Source organism: Ktedonobacteraceae bacterium, assembly GCA_035653615.1.
Lineage (GTDB): Bacteria > Chloroflexota > Ktedonobacteria > Ktedonobacterales > Ktedonobacteraceae > DASRBN01.
The window spans coordinates 132,108-153,416 of the sequence record DASRBN010000022.1 but is presented as its reverse complement, the minus strand read 5'-3'; the positions used below and the strand labels follow the sequence as shown (position 1 = coordinate 153,416).

Sequence of the window (21,309 nt, the reverse complement as noted above, 5' to 3'; positions counted from 1 at the left end):
GATAGCGGCTCCTTGAGAACCATCCTTGTAGACCTGGCTACTTGGATGGTTTTTTCATCCTGAAACTCCGTTCTCTTTTTGAGGCGATTGGCTCAGGTTGAATACATGTGCAGACCATTTTGAAAACAGTCGGCTTCTCCTACATGCATTTACCGGTATAGGTGGAGCGGACGACCACAAGGGCACGCCCCTACAAGAAAGCATACGATATAGTTGTGAACGATGCAACCAGTTTACAACCATACATGACCCATTCAGAACAGGTGATTGCCAAGCTCTATTTCTGCATGAACCCCCTTAAATCGTTTCATTACCTCTTTTGCTATTTCGACGGTTAAGAACTCTTCGCTTGAAGAACTGAATCTCAACCTCGATCACAGTTCTCTCTCAATCGAACATTAACGATAAAGGAATATATATGTGAGGTGGGGGAAAATAACCACATCGCACAGGTAGAGAAACGAAAACAAGGGGGCTAGCGTTCCTCTACAAACTAACTTATAATTATCTTAAGAATACAGGCCTGATCCCTGGCGTACCTTGATTGGAGACATAACGTGTCTACTGTTTTTATCGATCGGGATGGAGTCATCAACGCAAACCGGGCAGACTATGTCAAAAGCTGGAATGAATTCCAGTTTTTACCGGGGTCGCGCGAGGCCATTGCAAAGCTCACCCAGGCGGGCCACCGTATTGTCGTCTGCACCAATCAGGCCTGTGTAGCAAAAGGCATCATCTCAGTAGAAACGGTTGAGCATATTCACAACAAGATGATTGCTGAGATCGCCGCAATGGGCGGTGTAGTAGAGAAAGTATACTATTGCCCACACGCGAAGGATGCGAATTGCGATTGCCGTAAACCGCGTCCCGGGATGCTGCTGAAAGCCCGTGATGAACTGGGCCTGGATATGAGTAATGCAGTCTTTGTCGGCGATAGCATAACCGATATCCAGGCGGGACTTGCTGCGGGTATCCATACTATCCTCGTTCTCTCCGGTCTCGGCCTGGAACAGTTTCGCGCGCACCACCAGGAAGCCGAAAGCCCTTTCCGCATCTCCATGAACCTGGAACATGCTGTCGAAATGATTCTGAAAGGTTCGCACGTGCATACAGGAGTACAGACCTCGCTTGAACGCCATTGCTATTCCTTGCTCGATGTCCCCGAAAATCTCGATGTCTGGGAACCTCTACAGCACCGGTTCGCGCTGGTTAGCGAGTCTTGATGGGCACGTATGCAATCACAGTCCGTAACTCCCGGCAATAGGCTAAAAGGCGATCAAAGACGAGCAATTTCTCCAGTGCAGGAGCGCTACCAACCAGGATCAGTTTCTTTCGTGCCCGCGTCAATGCCACATTCAAACGATTAGGGTTCGTCAAATGCTCGCGTAGCTGGCTCCCTATCTCCGGCGCCGTAGTCGTCGCGAACGAGATGATGATGACCTCTCTTTCACCTCCCTGAAAACGATCCACGGTATCAATGCTCATCTCACGTATGGTCATGTCCTTTAATGGTGCAGGCCACTGGGACAATTCGTGTTCGTCGAGCAAGTGACGGCGCAGATTGGCCACCTGCGCGCGAAACGGGGCGATAATTCCAATATCCCGCGGCTCTATTCCACGCAGCAGCAATCCCGCAACCACTTCACGAACCGCGCGCGCCTCGGCATTACTCATCTTTATACCTTCCTGCTCGCCCCGCACATCCAGGAAAACTACCGGGTACTCCGGGTCAACGGCGCGTAAGATAGCTGGAGGTTCACCAGCAAAAAACGTAGCCGGCTCAACGAGTTCTAGCCTGGCATCCGCAACCGAATCATGAGGCTTCAATTTGCCTTCATAAAACATGCGTGAGGCGAAATGAGAGATCCATTTATTCATGCGATACTGCACCGTTAAGGGTACACAGGCGCTCGTCGTTCCAGGGTGATTATTGATATAGGCATCATCCAGGCCTTTAAGTTTTTCGAACAGCGATTCTGATAGGCCCTTCTCTTGCGCCTCTTTACTCAAGACTAAAGGAGGCAGCTGCTTTTCGTCACCTACGAGTATAAAGCGTTTGGCGAAGCGCAAGGCGCCTAAAATCGCGGGAACCGTAAGCTGCCCAGCCTCGTCGATGATCGCCACATCAAACTGCAACAGTGAACCTTCACGATTGGCTTCCCTTTCAGCAGCAGCTGAGGAATCGTATTTATCCGACGACCACGTCGCAGTAGTTGATGCAATCACCGCGGCTTTACGTAAAATCTGGCGAACCCCTTGCAAGGTATCTTCTTCCTGTTCAACCAGCTTTTGGAGCAGGCGATTTTTTATGCTTTCATCCGTGCTGCGTTCGTGTCCCAGGCGCACATAGTCGTGGAAGCCCTCGTCATCGAGGCGTTTGAGCATGTTATCGACGGCCTGGTTGGTGAAAGCGGCCAGCATCACACGCTGGCCCTGGGCACATAATCGCTTCACAATCTCGGCAATAACGTTGGTCTTGCCTGTGCCGGGAGGCCCATGAATAAGCAGGTAATCGCGTGTCCGTAAGGCTTGCTCGACTGCGAGGTTTTGCTGGGCATTAAAATCAGTTCGCGGTGTTACCGCTGTTGTATCGAAACGAGGTCTTACACTTCCTGCCACAAGTTCGCGTAGATGCCTATCGGTTTGGAGCCAGCGCATCAAGTTCTGGAGGGTACGAATATGAACGATGCTGTTGTCGTAGCGATCAATCAGCCTGGGATGAGCGATTAGCTCGCGCGTCCATATCCTCACCTGCTCAGCGCTGATACTGATAATTGTACCTGTTACGACCTCGCCGCTGATGGGATCGCCATTGCTGAGCAGGATTTCATCACCCTCACGCAATTCAGAGGTGTTTATACACGCAAAGGTTTGCTCCCATTCACCCTGCTCAGTCTGTTCCCGCTCCAACAATTGAATATCGTTGATGGTCGATCCCTGCTCAATACGTTCTTGCACTGCCATCTTCCACAGCATGGCCTGCTGTTTTTCGATTTCGCGCTCCTCAAGATGAAGGAGTTCGTAATATATTGAGAAAAAAATCCGATCCTGGGGCAGCACAGTGGGATAATAACGTCCATTCTGCTCAAGTCTATTGCCATCATTTCCTGGCGGAGTCGATATAAATGTGGTTCCTACCTCGCTATTAACCTGGGGCTCAGGTTCGGGCGGACGCCAGTCGAGCAGGGTTGAAACCTGGGTGCATTGCTCGAGCATGGCACATTTGGTGCAGCGAGAGGGACCTGGAGGTGCCGGGGCTTTGCCGGTAACATGGCTGAGTACGAGTATGTTACGATTCTCAATCACCCGCTGGAATTGCCTGGCAGTAAATAGTATCCTGAAATCCTGCGCTTCACCCGGCGTTCCACTATAGAGCAGCGTGGCAAGAGCCTTCTTCATTCTAGAGTTCCGGCGGACAGCCAGCAGCGCATGATAGCCTTGCACCTGCCAGCGATGAGATGCGTTTGGCAGTTCTCCTTTCGCGCCACCCGTCTTTAGTTCCAGCAAACGTTGGCGACCCGTCTTCTGCTTCCAGAACAAATCCAGTCTTCCTCGCAGCCCAATCTCAGGCGCCAGCAGGAAGGTTTCGGCACGCACGCCATTTTCATTTCCCTGCTCACCAGTTTCAGTGTCCTCGGCATCAGGCATATCCCAGAGAGTTGCGTACTGCTTCTGAAACCACGTTGCCAGGCTTTCCAAATGAGGAGCAGCATCGGCACGGATTTCATCGGGTGATGCGTTGGCCAACGCAAGCTCGATACCGCTGCTTTCTAACGCTTGTTGAAAATGGCGATGGAGCGCTACCAGCGGGCCTTCTCCTTCATCATGAGAGCTACCCGAAACCGGCTTGCCCCCGGTATAGTCTTTCAGCATTTCCTTGAAGCTATAGTGGACAAGATTTCCTCGCATGGTTGCAACAGACGGCGGTGAGGCAATGAGGCGCTGGAGCAAATATTGGCGCGCGCAATACTCGGCATGACTCAGGTCAGTAATATTGAGGACGGTATCAGGCTCAAGTATAGCCAGGGTATGATCGTTTGCCCGGTAATGACGAACGAGACGGCCCTTGCTTTCAGTCGTGCGTATGGCAGGTGGAAGATGATACACACGCAATTTGAGCTTGCGCTTATGAAGATCAGACCCTAAACCAACGAGACCTTGAATCAAACTGCGGTAATATCGGGTGAGCGTGAGAGCAGCGAGTTCCGTTCCCAGGTTAATGGTGACGAAAGGCACCACTTCCCCTTCAGACCGGACTTCTTGTGCGTGAATAATATAGCCCTCTAGCTTTTTTACTGTGCAGGGTTGGGTATCGAGTATACATAAGAAACAGTCTTCGCTGTGAGCACCTGTTGCCGGCTTGCCTGTCTTCACATCATACAAAACCATCGTACCCGCGCTCCTGCATCCAGTAATGGGATATTCTTTTGCGATATTGCTGGTAGTGTACGTGAGGAGCGATTTTTCGTCAAGCCAGGTAGCTATTCTGGCTTCTGCCCCCACACGGTTATCGGGAACGCGACTGCGCAGAAATTGTCCGAGAGCATCTCTGCCAATAACAGTTGGTGCAGGCGCTCAAACTCCTCTTTAGTAGTGACGCCCAGTTGTATCAAAAATGGCGCTACCAGGGGAAATCCTATCTGCGCATCCTGGTAAAGGCCTTCGTAGACATCTGTTCCGGGAATATATTCACTGACGTATACCCTCTTCTGAACATTGTAGAAGCCCGCGTCACGTAGCAGACGGGCTAAGACGGGCGTAATGCCAAGATGCCGCCCATCGGGAGAGAACGTGCGTTTTGCCAGGAACATGGCCCGTGAAAGCATGCTATTCAATGTTTCGTAAGCCAGGCTATTTGTGAGCGGTAATTCTCCCTCAGTTAGCCGGATTGTCCCTCCAGGCCGGCAAATACGCATCACCTCTTTCAAAAGCGCGGGCCAGGCCGCCGGATACATGAAAGCCGTAATAGTACGAGCATTGACGAGATCAAAGGAGTTATCTGGAAATTCAAGTGGCTTCAGAGCGTTCATGATCTTGAATGTAGCATTGCTGAATCCGCGTGCCATGGCATGAGCGCGCGCATACTCAACCATGGTCTGGCTGATATCGATCCCCGTCACCTCGACCTCAGGATACTCACGCGCCACATCGAGGACCCAGCCGCCGGGACCACAGCCGATATCCAGAATCGCGCGGATGCCAGCAAGGTCTTCTCGCTCAGGGAACACGCCCCCCATTGTCTGCGTCATAAGGGCATCTTGATGCATCAAGCGAGCCATCTCCGTCGCGCTTTCAGCATCAAGCACATAGGTATTTTCACTCTGGGATGGATCAGGGGTCATTGTCATTATCATCTCCGCTATCTTGCTTTGCCTGTACGGCTACATCTACATGCGTATGCTTATCCTAAGCCGTATGATAACAGAGAAGCGTTTGTAACGTCAACAAATTGTCCGATAGGGTGTATAATCTTTTTTAGTGATTCATAAAAAGAAAAGAGGTCATACATGCCCAATCCTCCGATTCGCACCATCACGCTTGGCATCGCCGAGGCTCACCCGCTAACATCCACAACGATCAAGCAGGCAGCGAAAATACTACGAGATGCCAGCCCGCGCTACCAGGATGCAGGTTACGAGGTACAGACAACGCGACTCTCGACTCGTTCCATTTTCGACGACCTGGCAGGCTGGTCGAATGCCGATCTCATTAACTATGCCCAGGAACTCCAGGCCATGCTCGATGAGCAGCAGATTGCTTTCTGCTCAATTGGAACGGCGCAGGCGGCGCGCCCTGACTTTCCCCTGGAACGCATCGAGGTAATTGCTGATCTACTTGCCTCAACAAGCGTACTGAATGCAACAGTACAACTCGCGACGACAGAGGATGGATTGCGCGCTCCTGCGGCTCTACCGGCTGCACGGATCATGGCACGGCTGGCAAGCGAGACGGAAGAGGGTTTCGGCAATTTTCGCTTCGCGATGCTTGCCTGTGTTCCACCCGGTTGTCCATTCTTCCCTGCCGCTTATCACAGCGGCCCGGGCAGTTTATCGATTGGCTTGCAGGGAGCCGGCATCGTCGCCGAAGCGTTGCATGCACAGAGACAAGAAGAAGCTGGGCCTTTACCTCTCATATATGTTACTGAATCGATCAGGAATATGCTCATTGAACGGGCCAGGCCGGTTGTTGAGATGGCGCAGGCGCTCGCCCGCGAACATGGACTGGTTTTTAGGGGCATCGACCTTTCGCCCGCGCCAATGGGAGAAGATAGCATCGCTTCTGCCCTTGAACTGGCAGGTTACGGACCGGTTGGCGGCATGGGGACCCTGGCACTGACCGCCGCCGTCACATCAGCCCTGAAAAGCACGGCATTACCTACCTGCGGTTACTGCGGACTGATGCTACCTGTATTGGAAGATGCCGTCTTAGGGCGACGATGGGAAGAAGGATTTGTCAGCACACATCAACTTTTGCTCTACTCTGCTGTTTGCGGCACAGGCCTGGACACAGTGCCTCTCGCAGGAGATACACCAGTAGAAAGCATCGCGCATCTTTTACTGGATGTAGCCACACTGGCACTGCGCCTGAACAAGCCTCTCTCGGCCAGGCTCTTTCCCGTTCCAGGAAAACACAGGGGAGAGCGTACATCCTTCTCATCGCCCTATTTAACGAATACTGTAGTCAGATAGGCGGATAAAAACGCTTCTCTCACATCAAGTGTTGTTCGGAATATTGCAGGCTACTCCCCCACAACACATCCATCACGCCATCATAGGAGCGTTTGAGGCTCTCATAGAGGTTGGCATTTTCGATAGCGAGCGCGGCGAGGCTGGCAAGCACCGAGAGGAACTGGATATCATCTTCATGAAAAGTAGCCGGCTCTCCTGTGTAGACACGCATGACTCCAATCGCTTCGCCGCGCACCTCCATGGGCACGCATAAAACCGAAACGATCCCTTCGCGCTCCGCAGCCTCTCGATACTGGAAACGTGAATCACTCTTGACGTCTTGAATGATGACAGGAGAGCCACAAAGCGCCTCGGTATCAATCGCACTGTGATCGACATCGACCGGCCCTTTCGCAAGATAGCCGCTGCTCAAGCCGTAGACGGCACCTAATTTCAGTTGACCTGTGCGCGGATCAAGCAAGCGAATTCCACATGCCTTGACCTGCATGGCTTCGGTAATACTCTTGACGACGATTTGCAACACGGTATCCAGTTCAAGACTGGATGAGAAAGCCAGCGCAGCCTGGTAGAGCGCGGTATAGTAATCCTTGTGACTGCGTGCCGGGGGTCCCGCAGAATTTGAGTTCACATTTGTAGACATCGTATCGATCCCTCCCAATCAATCAGGCCAATGTCAAGGATAATCATACGGGAAACAACTTGCATCAGTTTGATATGTATGATTATACCATAAGAAATGGCGCAGAAAACAAACTCAAGCGGCCCCATCAGCCGGTATTTCAGGCCGGAGGCTAACAAGATTCGATGTTGGGAGGGTTTATGATGCCATTATGATTGTATCGGGTCCTGGACAACCCATACTCTGCATGGCGCATTGGCAAGCACAAAAGGGATAGTCTTGCCAAGCTCATTTTGTGTTGTACGTCCTTTGGTATTACGAACAGCGCCCAGCATAATCAAGGCGCAGGAATGATCTTTTGCTTCATCAACGATTGCAGGGCCTGCATCTCTTGCCTGTACCACCTCAGCTACTGCATCGCAGCCCGATTCTTCCGCGACCGATAGCGCCTCGCTGAGCAGTTTATCGGCATGTTCGGATTCCTCAGTTAAAGTGGCTTTAAGCGGCAACGTGCGAGGGACTTCAATGACATGCACAAGGTGAACCTTGCGCCTGGCCCTTTTCGCCATTAAACAGGCTAAACGGACCAGCTCTATATCTAACTTCTTACCATCTACAACAACAGCGATATCACCAGTGGCCCCTACCCCTGGAGCGGCCTTGCTCGTTTCCGTTTCGTCTTTGGCTCTACGCCATAGGTGAACCATTGTTTCTCTCCTCCTGCAGGAACATGATAAAACAGCATCATTTCTGACTTGCAGCATCCATTTTAAGGAATGATCTTCAATGGGTTCCTTCAGGCTAGTATCGATTCTACCCTCTAACCGGGCCATCGTCAATAGTCGAATTATACAAATATTGCCGGGTTTGTTGTCGGAGAAATAGAAAGGTTATTCATCAGGTTCAATAGTTGCTGTAAGGCCATAACCCAATAAACGTTCCTGGTAATATTCAGCGGTTTCTTTGGGGCAGACCACCACAACAGCGCTGCCTGTAAGGTGAGCGGTCAACATAATACGTTCGGCCTCGCGCCGGGAGAGATTAGTAATGGTATGCAGGAGGACAGCTACAACATAATCCATTTCATTATAGTCATCATTGAAAAGAACCACTTTATACGGGGGTAGGATTTTAGCCCGCTGGCGAATCAATTCCTCCGTCTCAGTTTGAAGTCTTGGGAATAATACTGATGTATGAACCATTCTGCATTATCTCCGATAACTTGTTGATGCACGCTCTAGCAAATGCTATCTCTATTGTAATCAAGAGTGACAAATATTACTAGCTTTTTGGGGAAATTAGGAGATGATCTTCTCTCCAAAAAATTTGAGGGACACACTGAAATGCATCCCTCGCTTCATGCCTGAGAAACTCATCGTTCCTCAAGAATTATCCTCCGACGCTTCTATCAATCTTTCCCCCATTGTTCAACAAAATTGCGCGCGCCTTTGACTTGCGACTGATATTGTCAGGGTCGGGCAGCCGCACGGCAACGACGGTACGCGCCCCTTGTTCTGGACTCCTGATAGGCGTATTCACGCGCGACAAATCTTGCCCAATAGCGCCCCTCACCCGTCCGCGCTGGCGCAATCCGATAATCGCGCCGATGATGATGCCGACCACCACACCGGCCAGTGTACCCCAAAATAATGGGATCGTCTTCACTTCAAAATCGGCGATACTGAACATCAACGCGCCCAATATGACACCAAACAGGATAGCAAGCGCCACGACCGCTACGGGATTAGGTCCAGAGCGCGTGGTTTGCAGAAAAATTGCGCTGCGATCTCTATTTGGGCCATGCTCGCGAAATTGCGCGCCCGTTACAGCTTCCGCGCCCAGACGAAAAACCTCGTCATCCCCGAATCCGGCATTGCGCAACTTCGTCTCGGCAGTTTCCGCCTTCGTCTCATCATTAAATACAGCCAACAAGTCGTAGTTGGCGTGTTGCTGTTGTTGCATTATCAGCTAGCTCCTCCAAACTTAACGTTTACCTTTTCCCTGGTCTATTATAGCCATTCAGAGTGGAGATGGGAAGATGGGAATTCAGGCTTCTAGCATCCAAATATTTCCGCTTTTTTCTCCGCGAGATGTATCAAGATAGTAGAGCATCTGGCTGGGAAAAAGCCACAAAGACGAGCTTAAGCAAAACCAGGCAGTAGTGATGCCAGATTATGAAACGAAAAGAGGATAGTAAGGATGGCTCGACGCCAAAGGCGAAAGCAACAGCTACAATCGCGACAACCATACGATAATGCATTAAAAGCCTTGATGGGAGATCATGCAGTCGAAGTGATTCCGGAGTTTATCCCAGAAGCTGCTGTGGTCATCGAGCAAAATAATGAGATCAAGCGTGAGAACCTGCGTGCTGATCTAGTTTATCTAATCAATTACAAAAATCAGCCTCATGTGCTGGATATGGAACTGCAAGCAGATCGGGATAGCAATATGCCTGCACGTATGTTGCGTTACCATGTTGATTTACACCTTGATTATTCACTTCCGGTAATCACAGTAGTCGTTTACTTGTTTGAAACGAGTATTCCGACACCGCCATATAGAGAGGAAAGTGTTGATGAGGAACTCCTGACAATGAAGTATCGTGTAATTGCACTATGGACGCTCGATGCCCAGGAATACGTAAAAAAGCGTATAATAGGGATGTACACCTTCTTGCCTGGGATGAAAGGAGCCAACGTTTCACTACTCAAACAGGCAATAGAGGAAATGAGGGAGCGATACCAGCAGCCAGGAGTACTGGCACGTCACCTGGCACGGTTTAGAATAATCCTACGTCGGTCAACTATGTTATCTCAAGAGGACAAGCAGCATGTGGAGGATTTTATGCAAGTATATGATAGTTTGATGGATCAGGACCCATACTTTCAACAGCGCCTGGCCAGTCAGGTGGCCAGGAAAGCAGAGGAATTAGCCGACAGGAAAGCGGAGAAGTTGGCCGCTAAAAAAGCAGAGGAGTTAGCCGCCAAAAAAGTCGAGGAGTTAGCGTCCAAGCAAGCAGATGAAAAAGCGATGCAAGTACTACAACAAGTTGCGCTTGATGCTATAGAAGATCGATATCCATCTCTGTTGATGTTTGCACGCGAGAATATAGCCCAGGTCAGAAAGGCAGACGTCTTGAGGTTGCTCGTAAAGCAAATCTATAAGGCGCCTGACGAGGCAACGACTCGCTGGTTACTGGACACGTTGCCTCTGGAATCTGAGGAGAAGTAATGCACTTACTCTAGCAATATGCCGGTGGGTCAGTTTGTTGTCTACCTGACGATACAACGTTCACCAGTTACTACTTTTAGATTTACCCGGCTTGAAAAGAAAATATGACGATTTTCCAAACCATAAAACATCGCCGTAGCATCGGCAAAATGACCTCCGAAGTACCGCGGCGCGAGCAGATTGAGCGGATGTTGGAGGCAGCGACGCACGCGCCTGATCATCATAAGGTGCAGCCGTGGCGATTCTTTGTGCTGGCGGGTCATGCCCGTGAGGAATTGGGCGCGGTCATGGCCGGCGCTTTAGCCGCTCGCCTGGACGAAACGAGCAGCGAGAAAGCACAGGCGCTGATAAACAAAGAGCGAGGCAAACTCTTGCGCTCACCGGTAATCATTATCGTAGCTGCAGAGCGGCCCAGCCAACCCAACGTCCTGGCAATCGAAAATATCGAGGCTACGGCAGCAGCTGTGGAGAACATGCTGCTGACCGCTGAAGAAATGGGACTCGCCTGCATGTGGCGTACCGGAGATGCCGCTTACGATCCACGGGTCAAAGCCTGGCTCGGACTTTCGCCCGAAGATCATATCGTGGCTTTTGTCTACGTTGGCTACCCTGCTATTCCCCACCTTGAGCGCAACCCTGTTCCATTTGAGGAAAAAACGACCTGGCTTGGCTGGGAAGAAGACTAAAAGGAGATTGGGACGTTCTACAAACGTCCCAATTCGTCACCTGGAGCTAATACTTAATTAACGCGAAAACATCATAGCCCTTGAGTTGATCGCGACCTCTCAGGAAGGTCAGTTCGACCAGAAACGCGATGCCTGCGATATGCCCTCCCAGCGATTCCACGAGTTCCATTGCCGCGGAAACAGTGCCGCCGGTCGCCAGCAGGTCGTCAACAATCAGAACGCGCTGCCCAGGGCGAATGGCATCAGTGTGCATCTCAACCACATTCGTACCATACTCCAACGCGTACTCGACGCTCACCGTCTGAGCCGGTAATTTGCCGAATTTGCGCACAGGTACAAAGCCGCAGTTCAGCAGATAGGCCAGAGGCGCCCCGAAGATGAAGCCACGCGATTCCACTCCAACGACCGTCTGGATGCCGGCCCCCTGATAATGGGCCGCGAGACGATCTAGCGCGGCATGAAAAGCTGCTCCATTTTGTAACAAAGGGGTAATGTCCTTGAAAAGGACACCTTTTTGCGGAAAATCAGGAATATCCCGAATCCAGTCTTCCAGTCTTATCGAGTCAGGTGTTGAAGACATGAGTCATTCTCCCTCATAAAATATATGCAGCAGGCAGTTTACTCGATCAAAACGTAGTATGCCGCAAGGTGTGGACTCCACGTTCTTCTGCTCGTTGCCTGGCTTGTAAGCGGAAAAGAATTTTCCACCTCACACTATACCTTAACACACTTGCTCATGCAAGCGTATCACCCATTCAGGTTCCTGATTTTCAATGCATTATGCTGTCTACTCTAACCTCGCTGTGGCATTGGCGCAGGCTGCGGCTGCTGGGGTGGTTGGGGTGGTTGAGGCGCTTGAGGTGGTGGCAGGGGCGACGTACAATAGGCGCAGCGGGTCGCCATAACGTTGACGCTGCTGTAGCAGTACGGGCAATCCTTTGTGTTTGGGGCAACCTCATTTTCCTTTGGCTTGTAGCGGGCTACCATGGCATTAACCGGCAGGACGATGAAGAAATAGATAACAAATGCCAGGATCAGGAAGCTAATAACGGCCTCGATGAAAACGCCCCACATGATGGGTTTATGCGTATAAGGAACTGGCGTCTGGAAGGCTCCAAGGCTGGTGGTGCCGGCGGGAATAACAGGGGTGATGATATCTGTGACCAGCGCGTTGACGACGCCGGTGAAAGCGGCGCCTATCATGATGCCGACGGCTAAGTCTACTACATTGCCGCGCAAAATAAAGGCTCTGAAGCCGCTCAAGGTCTTCTTAGTCCCTTGCTCCGCTCTAAGCACACTAGGGTTGTTGAAAAATGCCATAGATGCGTTTCTCCCTTTTGTATTGATTCTTCAACTAAATAGGCCAGGCCAATTTGCCGGCTCTGCACTAATATAACGAATGAATTTGAGGAAGTGGATAAGCCAGGTGCTAAATGAGTAACAAGAGGCGAGGTCAGCTGCCTGGCTGACCTCGCCTCTTGTTACTCATACCCTTGATCTGAATCCGTATAGCATTGAAACACTTAAGCGCTCAGCTTCACCAGCGTCACGCCGTCGCCGCCCTCCTGGGCGGGGGCGGACGTGTAAGACTTCACCAGTGGATGATGTGCCAGTTGCTCGCGCACGGCTGAGCGCAAGGCACCTGTACCCTTGCCATGCACGATGCGCACGGACGAGATGCCCGACATAACGGCATCATTCAGGTACGAGTCCAGTTCCTCCAGAGCCTGCTCGACACGCCAGCCACGCATATCGAGCTGCGTGGCAACTTCTGGACGATCCTCGTAACGAGGCACAACCACGGATGGTTCTGTCTTCATATACCCCTCAGCGGACGCCTGGCGCTTGCTGATACGCTCGATATTGTCCACACTCACCCGGAACCGCAAAGAACCCATCTGTACCTCGGCCTCGCTATGGTCGGGAGAAAGACCGAGCAGTTCAGCATTCTGACCGAAGCTGAGAACGCGCACAGTATCGCCGATCTGCAAAGGCCCATCGATTCTCTCCGGCTCTGACTCCGCTTTTTTGCTTGCGCGACGCGGCACCAGAACAGGAGCTAATTTCTCTTCCAGACCGCGTACCTGCTGGCGTGCCTCGCTCAATCGCTCGCGCGATATGCTGCCGCGGCCCGCCTCAATCTTGATCTTCGCAAGCGTCCTCTGCACCTCTTCCAGCTCTCGTTGAGCCTGCGCGCGTGCCTCATTGAGGATTTTTATCCGCTGCTCCTCGAGCTTGTGACGGTCCTGTTCAAGCTGCTTGCGCTGGTACTCTGCCTCTACCCGCTCCATATTTAAATGGAACCGCTCATCTTCAAGCGCTTTGCGCTCGGCCTGCAGACCTTCCAGAAGATTCTCCATCCGCACGCCCGCGCTGCCCAGGAACTCACGCGCCTTCTCAATGATGCGCTCGTCCAATCCCAGGCGACTCGCGATTGCCAGCGCATTGCTACGTCCGGGCAAGCCGATACTCAGCCTATAGGTCGGCGAAAGCGTTTCCACATCGAACTCGACCGAGGCATTGGTTACACCGGCCTGCTCGTGCGCAAAAGCTTTTAGCTCCGAGTAGTGGGTGGTTGCGATGGTCGTCACATGACGTTCGAGCAAGAAGGTGAGAATAGCGCGAGCCAATGCCGAGCCTTCGCTTGGATCGGTACCGGCGCCCAGCTCATCCAGCAGTACCAGCGCTCTCAAGCGGCGGCTCTCAGGCTTTCCCACCAGTGTTTCAGACAGCTTTCCCCGGATATCGGGCGTTTCGCGCTTCACCTCTTCTTCGATATGGCGCAGAATCTCGATAATACGGCTCAGATGCGAGGAAAATGTACTCAGGCTCTGTTCGATGCTCTGTTCATCGCCGATATCGGCAAACACCTGCTCAAAAACGGCTATTTCGGAATGTTCATCGGCGGGGATATGCAGTCCCGCCTGCGCCATCAGCGTCAAGAGACCTGCCGTCTTCAATGCCACGGTTTTACCACCGGTATTGGGGCCGGTAATCACCACCATGAAGAATTCGCGCCCCACGTGGAAATCAATCGGAACAACCTTGCCCATCAACAATGGATGGCGCGCATTGCGCAGCTCGACGCGCCCAACATCGTTGATGAGCGGCTCGCTACAGCGCATCAAACGTCCATAGCGCGCCTTCGCCAGGTGAAAATCGAACTCGGCCAGCAATTCAACTGCCAGCTTCAGCGCATCCGCCTCGTGGCCGATTTCAAGCGAGAGGGCGCGTAAGATGCGTTCGATCTCCTGCTGTTCCTCTATCTGGAGCTGGCGTAGTTTGTTGTTCAATTCCACTACCACCATCGGCTCGATAAAGACGGTCGCGCCGCTGGAAGACTGGTCATGAACAATACCACGCACCTGCCCGCGACTCTCAGCCTTGACTGGAATAACATAGCGGTCATTGCGTATGGTGACAATAGGCTCTTGCAGCACATTGCTGAATTGGCCCACCAGCGAGCGCAAGCGATCCTGCAGGCGCTGATTGGCGCCACGAATATCGAAACGCAACTTGCGCAACGTTGGGCTTGCTGTATCCAGCACTTCTCCCTCTTCGCTGATGGTTTCTTCGATGCGGCGAGCGATATGCGGCCGTTGTGGAATATCCGCGCCTAACTTGCTCAGTAAAGGAAACTCTTCAGCCGGTAGCTTTTCCAGCAACTTAGATACATGAATTGCGCTGTGCGTCGTTGCCAGCACTTCGAGCAGATCGGATGGACTCAGAACTCCCTCACGGGCGGCACGAGCAAGATGAGCGCGGATATCTCGCGCACCCTGTATACCTGCATCGCTGCGCAACTCGATCAGGCGAGAGGCTTCAGTTGTATAGGCGAGGCGACGCCGCACCTCGTCCACGTTTGGAGAGGGTTGTAGCTCCATCACCAGCGCTTTGCTGGCCGAGAACGCTGCTTCCCTGGCCACCTTCTCTAAAATTTTGGGATACTCCAGCGTGAGTATACTTTTCTCGTGCATAACGGTATGAATATGTCCTTCTCCGGCAAACTTCATTGTTGCCACTACACGGTCTCAAATGCGCGCCGATCCTTTCATTCCCCACAGGATAATACCACAACAGGATACTGCAAGAAAAGAGATTGAAAGGAGAACTCTGCCTTTGGGACGGGAAATCAGGAGCAAATCAGAAAACTTCTATTATAGATAACCATCGCCAGCCTTGCTGTATTCCCACATCAGGGTGACGCGAGATGCTTCGCTGCACTCAGCATGACATGCATGGCCCATGCATGTCATGCTGGGCAAAGATGCCGAAGCCCTGGGCAGAGCGAACAGGGAAGCATCTCTGCCCACCTTCTGGGGAATCACCACTGGAACCTCTCTTGCCCTTTTTCGTATACAATAATGTGCATTGAAAATACAAACGAACTGAAATGGATTTGGAGCAACTCATCATGATCCTTCATCTTGGAGAGCGTGTCTTCTGGGGGGCACCTGAAGTTATTTACCTTGAAGGAACCATTACCCGGCTCGACGAGGAAAACCAGAGTGTTCTGGTGCATATCGACCGCGCCACCCCTAATTCCGCGCACCTGATAGATACCGATGTTCCTTTTGCCGCGGATGGTGTTACTCCCCTTCAAGGCGATTCCCCTGCTGGAACAACAACGAAACGTTCGGCAGACCGGCAAACGGCTTCGCCAATGAGCGATGAGGACAAGATTCGCTCCGCCGCAGCCGTCGCCGTTCATCAAAAATACGGGTACAGTCTACCGGCGGAAAAAGAACAGGCCATGATCGATCAGGTAGCGCAGGTGCTTGGCAGCGACCCGGAAATGCGAACCCGCATCATTCATTCTATGAACGAAATCTTACAGCGCGAAAAATGAGCCGTTATTCCATTGAGCCGCGTCCTTTTGCAGGGACGTTTTCCACAATCAGCCCTGGTATTGTTCGTCGCTGACATGTTCCAACCAGTCAACGGCCCTGCCGTCGAGCCGTTCCTGAATGGCGATGTGCGTCATAGCTGTGGTTGGCGCGGCTCCGTGCCAATGCTTCTCCCCCGGCTCGAACCAGATCACGTCTCCCGGATGAATTTCCTCGATTGGGCCGCCCCAGCGTTGGGCGCGGCCACTGCCCGCCGTCACGATCAGGGTCTGGCCCAGTGGGTGAGTGTGCCAGGCCGTTCGAGCGCCGGGTTCGAAAGTGACGCTGGAGCCGGCCACACGCGCGGGATCGGGCGCCTGGAACAGCGGGTCAATACGGACAACGCCGGTAAAGTACTCGGACGGCCCCTTGCCGGAAGGTTGCGAGCCACTTCTTTTGATATCCATATGCTATTTCCTCCTGTTTATTTCTTCATGTTGTCTACCTGCTCGTCTCATTCCTGTTCATAGCTGTATCCTTGGGAGGCCGATCAATCGGCCCCTACATCCGCCAAAGGATGGAGAGCTGTCTAGTGTTAATTATAGGCGCACCTTTCAGCAGGATGGTAGAATGATTATCGCAAATGATTGTCTGATCCGGCAAAATTTCCAGAGCCATGATGGGAAAGCAGGGGAAAAGGTTCTTATGAGCGTCCAATGTGAAATTAGACCTATACGTACACCGAAAACTGGTATATACTTGTGAGGGTTTAGGGATGGCCCATCATTAGCTAAAAGATGGATGGAATAGAATAATGATGAATTGCGAACGCTGTAAGACGCTACTGCCACCAGATGCACGTTTCTGCCGTGTGTGTGGCCTTGCCGTCCCTGCTGCGCCCGATAATAGAGCAAGTAACACGCCGCCATTCAATACGCCGGTCATCAATAGTTCTCCAACTATACCGGCGCCCAGACCTGAGTCGCAGCCAGCAGTGTCATCTCCCCCACAATGGGGATCACCCACCGGGCCAGCATCGCCTTCTGGTCCGCAGTGGCTGCAACCGACCCAGGCAGTATCGCCCCCAGCCTCGCAATGGGTGCAACCAACTCAGGCAGTATCGCAATCTTCCCAATCACCAGTGGTCATTCCGCCACCTGCCGGTACAAGAAGGAGTTCGGAAGGACAACCTGCTTCTCCACCTTCAAAACCTCGCCGTCGCATTGGCTGCCTGCCAAAGATATTGATCACGCTCATCATCCTGGCGGCTCTAGTGACGGGGGGATGGTTGCTGGGCCTGCGTCCTTACTTACATGCTGTGGCACAAAACCAGATTGACCAGGAGTTGTCAAACTCCATCAATCAGATTATTCCTGTACCGCCTCCTATCAATACTATCCCTGTCACAGAGACGATGATCAACAACCTGATCGTACTGAACCACGCTCCTTCTGATCCCGTGCAGAATGCGCATGTCACGATCACACCCGGTAACCTGCACCTGGATTTTCAGCTATATGGCTTCTCTTGCTCGATTGACGGCAAGCTGATAGTAAGCAGCGGAAATCTTCTAGTAACGAACGTGGCAATCCAGGGTATAATAGGCCTGATTATGTCACCAGATGAACTGACAAGCATTCTGAACAGCCAGCTGGCCGAGGTGCAATCACATATACATCGCACGATCAGCTCGGTAACGCTCAAAGATCACGAAATCGACATCATGCTTGGCGGCGTCATCTTTTGACCTCGGGGTCGGGTAGGAGCCGATTGATCGCGCCCAGCGCCGATTTATCGGCCTCGCTGCTTGCGTTTTTGGAAGAGAAAGAACAGGCTGGGTGCCAGCGCTACAAGCACGCCATCGACAGCAACACTCAGCCCACCATTTTCCATACCTGATGCCGCGCCAGGCTGGTGAACGCTGGCAAAGACAGAGGCAGCATTTGGCAGAAAACCATCGTTATCTTCGCCCAACGGCCAGTAAACAAACGCCGCGCGCCCAATAATATTCTTACGCGGCACAAACCCCCAGGCGCGAGAATCATAGCTTCCCCTGCGATTATCGCCCATCACAAAATAGTCATTAGCCGGCACAGTTTCCGAGATCTGCTTGTACGCATAAGGATTGCCTTGATTTTGCGAGGCCACATAGGTCTCCTTCAGTGTCACGCCATCGACCGTAACGATAGTGCCATTGATGGTAATCCTGTCTCCTGGTATGGCGATAATGCGCTTAATGTAATCCTGCGTAGGATCGGGCGGCGCCACGAATACGATAATATCCCCGCGCGACGGGGGATGAAAGAGGTAGGTCCACTTGTCTACCAGGATCAATTCTGTATTGTGCAGCGTAGGCTCCATACTGGTGCCTTCTATATTGAAATTCTGCACGGCAAAGCGGATCACCAGAAACATCAAAATGGTCAGCACAACCGTCTCGATAATTTCCCGCAGCAACCGGTACCGCTTCTCAAAGTCCAGCTCTGAATTCATGCCATCAATTTCCTTCGCCCGCTCCAGGCTCAGACATCCTTTGCCTATTTCACCTATAGAATCTACCAGATCAGCACAGCGTTTAGCAAGCCTTTAGCAGCATAGGCCAACCGGCATCTCTACTATACTATATCTCGGCTACCTGGTGCTGTATAGTAGGGGCGGCGCCTGGTGCCTGTCCTGCTTCGAGAGCGCTTCATTAACCGTCCTATCGGATGATTTTCTCTTTTCTACAGGTAGGAATGAAAGGCTACCTTCTCTTCTGGAAAAGCGCCGGGTTCATAAGGGGTTGAGTCTCACCGGCCCGTCGCTCATTCGGTATGGGTCCGCCTTCGCGCAGCACCAGCACAGGAATATCCGAGTAGCGGGCCACCTTCTCGGCTACGGAACCCATCACCCAACGAGTCACCCCTGAAAAACCGTGGCTGCACAACACGATTATATCCGCCTTCTCTGTCGCGGCCACCGAAAGGATAGTGGGAGCAACCAGCCCGAACTCCGCCCGGGTCTGAACAGCTATGCCATGAAATTGATCTGTAGTGGCAATCGCTCCAAGATAGCTCTCTGCCTGTGCCTGTTCTACCTGCCCCACGCTCTGGAAAAGAGCCGGTCTGGTCGGCACTGTAGGCATGGACTCGGGAGAGGTATCAATCACGCGCAGCAACAGAATGGAAGCGCCGGCACTACGCGCCATGTGTTCCGCAACCGGCAACGCTTCCTCCGCTCGCGATGAACCATCTAAAGGTACCAGAATTCGTCTGAACATCATGCACTCCTGATCATCCTGCTTTTGCCATGCCCGTCTGCTGCTCTTCCTCCTCCACAAACGATAGCGGGCGCGCAATGCTTTCCAGCGACCTCCGCTCTGCATTCACCGCGAAGAAGACCGCGATGATGCCCGCCGCAATCATTAACGCAGCGCCAAACACGTCACCATAGAAGACATTCACCGGCTTGCCAGACTGGATCAGCAGGCTAAACACCGTCGGCGCAAAAGCACCGCCTAATGTGCCAATCGAGTAGAAGAGCGCAATAGCCAGCGCGCGCGTCTCCAGCGGGAATACCTCGCTCACCGTCAGGTAGGCCGCGCTTGCCCCTGCCGAGGCAAAGAAAAAAATCACCGACCAGCAGATCGTCTGTGTCACGGCATCCAGCACTCCCTGTAAGAATAACCAGCCGGTGATGGTCAAAAGAACACCCGAAAAGATGTAGGTGAAACTGATCATCTTCCGCCGGCCCAGCGTATCAAACAGCCGTCCGATGGTGAGAGGCCCGAAGAAATTGCCTATGGCGAATGGGATCAGGTACAATCCAACATTGTTGGCAGGAATATGGTAGAAGGTCGTCAGCACCAGGCCATAGGTGAAGAAGATCGCGTTATAGAGAAACGCCTGGCCCACCATCAACGAGAAACCCAGCAGTGAACGCGTGGGATATTCCTTCAACATTGTTTTAGCGATTTGCAGGAAACTCACCGTGCCTACCGGACGAATCAGGATCGAACCTTCAGGCTCCGGCAAGTTTTTAAGATGATCTTCTTTCTTCACTTCCTTCTCGATAGAAGCGACAACCTCGTCCGCCTCATCGAAACGCCCATGCATCATCAACCAGCGTGGGCTTTCCGGTACATGCCGGCGTACCAGCAGGATGGCAAGGCCAAGAATGGCACCCATAGCAAAAGCCAGGCGCCAGCCAAGGTCTACCGGCAACAGGTGCGGATTCGTCAACACTACAGTGATTCCGGCGCCAACCGCCGTCCCAACCCACCAGGAACCATTAATTGCGAGGTCTGTCCAGCCACGCGCGCGAGCCGGAATCAGTTCGTCAATCGCTGAATTAATGGCCGAATATTCTCCGCCGATTCCGGTGCCGGTGAAGAAACGGAAGATAATAAACCAGTAGATGTTGAAGGAGAAAGCCGTCGCAATCGTCGCAATAAGGTAGACGCCCAGGGTAATCATAAACAGCTTTTTGCGCCCCCACTTATCAGTAAGACGCCCAAAGAAGAGTGAACCCAGCACAGCGCCTATCAAATAGGCAGTTGCAGCATAACCTATTTCGGCATCAGTAAAATGCACCGTTTGTGGGTCTTTCAGCACACTGGCGATAGCGCCGATAATCGTTACCTCAAGCCCATCAAGTATCCAGGTAATGCCCAGCGCAATCACTACCAGCCAGTGCCACCGGCTCCAGGGCAGGCGATCCATCCTGTTTGGAATATTGGTCCTGACCGGCCTCACATTGTTTGGTACCGACATGCTCATAGCCTCGTTGCTCCTTCCAAATAAGCAGCTGCGGTTGCTGCTCTAACAACCCTCCATCAGTTCCCATTTTTAGGGGCATGTTGTCAGGCTTTTGCCAATTACAACAAAAAACATTTGAATGCATCAGCTTGTGGAACTCAAATGCTTAGCCTGTTGACGGGATGTATGGATGACATTCCTCATACCATATCCGTCTAACTTCATTCACGTTATTCAAAATAGGCAGGTTTCACTCTTCCTGATTGCTGATGTACAGCAGAAAAATTGACGAAAGAGCCTGAAGACGCTGCTGATAGGAAATAAAGGCTACCTCTATCGTTGTTTAAATAAGTGGAAACTTTTTTTCTTCGCCTGAGCATACCCGTGTTGAAATTAAATGCAGTAGGGACAGTGGCTTGCCCTGTCCTGGTCGGGGTCGCAGGGCAGGGACAAGCCACTGTCCCTACAGGAGTAGGCGATTCCTCGATTCGGTGACAAAGTTCACCAGGGCGGAACGGCTGA

General features: G+C 52.1%; 19 protein-coding genes. 6 read left to right on the top strand and 13 right to left on the bottom strand.

The features are described from left to right. Nucleotides 1-557: 557 nt before the first annotated feature. Nucleotides 558-1,223: a D-glycero-beta-D-manno-heptose 1,7-bisphosphate 7-phosphatase gene (gene gmhB, locus VFA09_12325; protein ID HZU68055.1), complete on the top strand. Its 666-nt coding sequence runs from the start codon at nucleotides 558-560 to the stop codon at nucleotides 1,221-1,223. Here gmhB and VFA09_12320 read toward each other — a convergent pair. Continuing rightward, complete coding sequence (locus VFA09_12320) at nucleotides 1,210-4,389, bottom strand: AAA domain-containing protein (GenBank protein ID HZU68054.1); 3,180 nt, start codon at nucleotides 4,387-4,389, stop codon at nucleotides 1,210-1,212. The two genes, gmhB and VFA09_12320, sit on opposite strands and share 14 nt — an antisense overlap. 92 nt (nucleotides 4,390-4,481) lie before the next feature. Then, nucleotides 4,482-5,348: a methyltransferase domain-containing protein gene (locus VFA09_12315; GenBank protein HZU68053.1), complete on the bottom strand. Its 867-nt coding sequence runs from the start codon at nucleotides 5,346-5,348 to the stop codon at nucleotides 4,482-4,484. A gap of 159 nt (nucleotides 5,349-5,507) precedes the next feature. Here VFA09_12315 and VFA09_12310 point away from each other — a divergent pair, with 159 nt between their 5' ends. Next, complete coding sequence (locus VFA09_12310) at nucleotides 5,508-6,689, top strand: DUF711 family protein (protein ID HZU68052.1); 1,182 nt, start codon at nucleotides 5,508-5,510, stop codon at nucleotides 6,687-6,689. A gap of 19 nt (nucleotides 6,690-6,708) precedes the next feature. Here the strand turns inward: VFA09_12310 and VFA09_12305 are convergent, their stop codons facing one another. The 4 genes from VFA09_12305 to VFA09_12290 all read right to left on the bottom strand — a co-directional run bounded on the left by VFA09_12305 (nucleotide 6,709) and on the right by VFA09_12290 (nucleotide 9,270). Further along, entirely contained in the window at nucleotides 6,709-7,329 is a 621-nt protein-coding gene (locus tag VFA09_12305; protein ID HZU68051.1) for a GAF domain-containing protein, read from the bottom strand. A 188-nt stretch (nucleotides 7,330-7,517) separates the two neighbouring features. Continuing rightward, on the bottom strand, nucleotides 7,518-8,015 hold the full coding sequence (locus tag VFA09_12300; GenBank protein ID HZU68050.1) for a universal stress protein: 498 nt from the start codon (nucleotides 8,013-8,015) through the stop codon (nucleotides 7,518-7,520). 183 nt (nucleotides 8,016-8,198) lie between these two features. After that, on the bottom strand, nucleotides 8,199-8,510 hold the full coding sequence (locus tag VFA09_12295; protein HZU68049.1) for an ATP-dependent Clp protease adaptor ClpS: 312 nt from the start codon (nucleotides 8,508-8,510) through the stop codon (nucleotides 8,199-8,201). A gap of 187 nt (nucleotides 8,511-8,697) precedes the next feature. Further along, complete coding sequence (locus VFA09_12290; protein ID HZU68048.1) at nucleotides 8,698-9,270, bottom strand: hypothetical protein; 573 nt, start codon at nucleotides 9,268-9,270, stop codon at nucleotides 8,698-8,700. A 237-nt stretch (nucleotides 9,271-9,507) separates the two neighbouring features. On the opposite strand from VFA09_12290, the gene VFA09_12285 reads away from it, so the two are divergent. Together VFA09_12285 and VFA09_12280 are read left to right on the top strand one after the other, a co-directional pair. Next, nucleotides 9,508-10,539: a hypothetical protein gene (locus VFA09_12285; protein HZU68047.1), complete on the top strand. Its 1,032-nt coding sequence runs from the start codon at nucleotides 9,508-9,510 to the stop codon at nucleotides 10,537-10,539. 104 nt (nucleotides 10,540-10,643) lie between these two features. Beyond that, a complete protein-coding gene (locus tag VFA09_12280) occupies nucleotides 10,644-11,225 on the top strand; it encodes a nitroreductase (protein ID HZU68046.1) in 582 nt (193 codons plus the stop codon). A gap of 46 nt (nucleotides 11,226-11,271) precedes the next feature. On the opposite strand, the gene VFA09_12275 is transcribed toward VFA09_12280, so the two are convergent. The 3 genes from VFA09_12275 to VFA09_12265 all read right to left on the bottom strand — a co-directional run bounded on the left by VFA09_12275 (nucleotide 11,272) and on the right by VFA09_12265 (nucleotide 15,202). Next, nucleotides 11,272-11,805 carry an adenine phosphoribosyltransferase gene (locus VFA09_12275; GenBank protein HZU68045.1) on the bottom strand — a complete coding sequence of 178 codons (534 nt, stop codon included), beginning with the start codon at nucleotides 11,803-11,805 and terminating at the stop codon, nucleotides 11,272-11,274. Nucleotides 11,806-12,017: 212 nt separating this feature from the next. Next, complete coding sequence (mscL, locus tag VFA09_12270) at nucleotides 12,018-12,545, bottom strand: large conductance mechanosensitive channel protein MscL (protein HZU68044.1); 528 nt, start codon at nucleotides 12,543-12,545, stop codon at nucleotides 12,018-12,020. 203 nt (nucleotides 12,546-12,748) lie between these two features. Beyond that, nucleotides 12,749-15,202 carry an endonuclease MutS2 gene (locus tag VFA09_12265; protein HZU68043.1) on the bottom strand — a complete coding sequence of 818 codons (2,454 nt, stop codon included), beginning with the start codon at nucleotides 15,200-15,202 and terminating at the stop codon, nucleotides 12,749-12,751. A 437-nt stretch (nucleotides 15,203-15,639) separates the two neighbouring features. Here VFA09_12265 and VFA09_12260 point away from each other — a divergent pair, with 437 nt between their 5' ends. After that, the gene (locus VFA09_12260) at nucleotides 15,640-16,074 is read left to right on the top strand and encodes a hypothetical protein (GenBank protein ID HZU68042.1); all 435 of its coding nucleotides are present in this window, start codon (nucleotides 15,640-15,642) and stop codon (nucleotides 16,072-16,074) included. 48 nt (nucleotides 16,075-16,122) lie between these two features. Here VFA09_12260 and VFA09_12255 read toward each other — a convergent pair whose 3' ends face one another. Continuing rightward, a complete protein-coding gene (locus VFA09_12255; GenBank protein HZU68041.1) occupies nucleotides 16,123-16,518 on the bottom strand; it encodes a cupin domain-containing protein in 396 nt (131 codons plus the stop codon). A 347-nt stretch (nucleotides 16,519-16,865) separates the two neighbouring features. On the opposite strand from VFA09_12255, the gene VFA09_12250 reads away from it, so the two are divergent. Further along, nucleotides 16,866-17,798 carry a hypothetical protein gene (locus VFA09_12250; protein ID HZU68040.1) on the top strand — a complete coding sequence of 311 codons (933 nt, stop codon included), beginning with the start codon at nucleotides 16,866-16,868 and terminating at the stop codon, nucleotides 17,796-17,798. Between the two features lie 44 nt (nucleotides 17,799-17,842). Here the strand turns inward: VFA09_12250 and lepB are convergent, their stop codons facing one another. The 3 genes from lepB to VFA09_12235 all read right to left on the bottom strand — a co-directional run bounded on the left by lepB (nucleotide 17,843) and on the right by VFA09_12235 (nucleotide 20,808). Then, nucleotides 17,843-18,544, bottom strand: a complete 702-nt coding sequence (gene lepB, locus VFA09_12245; GenBank protein ID HZU68039.1) for a signal peptidase I — start codon at nucleotides 18,542-18,544, stop codon at nucleotides 17,843-17,845. 250 nt (nucleotides 18,545-18,794) lie between these two features. Continuing rightward, a complete protein-coding gene (locus VFA09_12240) occupies nucleotides 18,795-19,313 on the bottom strand; it encodes a universal stress protein (GenBank protein ID HZU68038.1) in 519 nt (172 codons plus the stop codon). Between the two features lie 10 nt (nucleotides 19,314-19,323). Further along, nucleotides 19,324-20,808 carry an MFS transporter gene (locus tag VFA09_12235; protein HZU68037.1) on the bottom strand — a complete coding sequence of 495 codons (1,485 nt, stop codon included), beginning with the start codon at nucleotides 20,806-20,808 and terminating at the stop codon, nucleotides 19,324-19,326. Nucleotides 20,809-21,309: the final 501 nt, after the last annotated feature.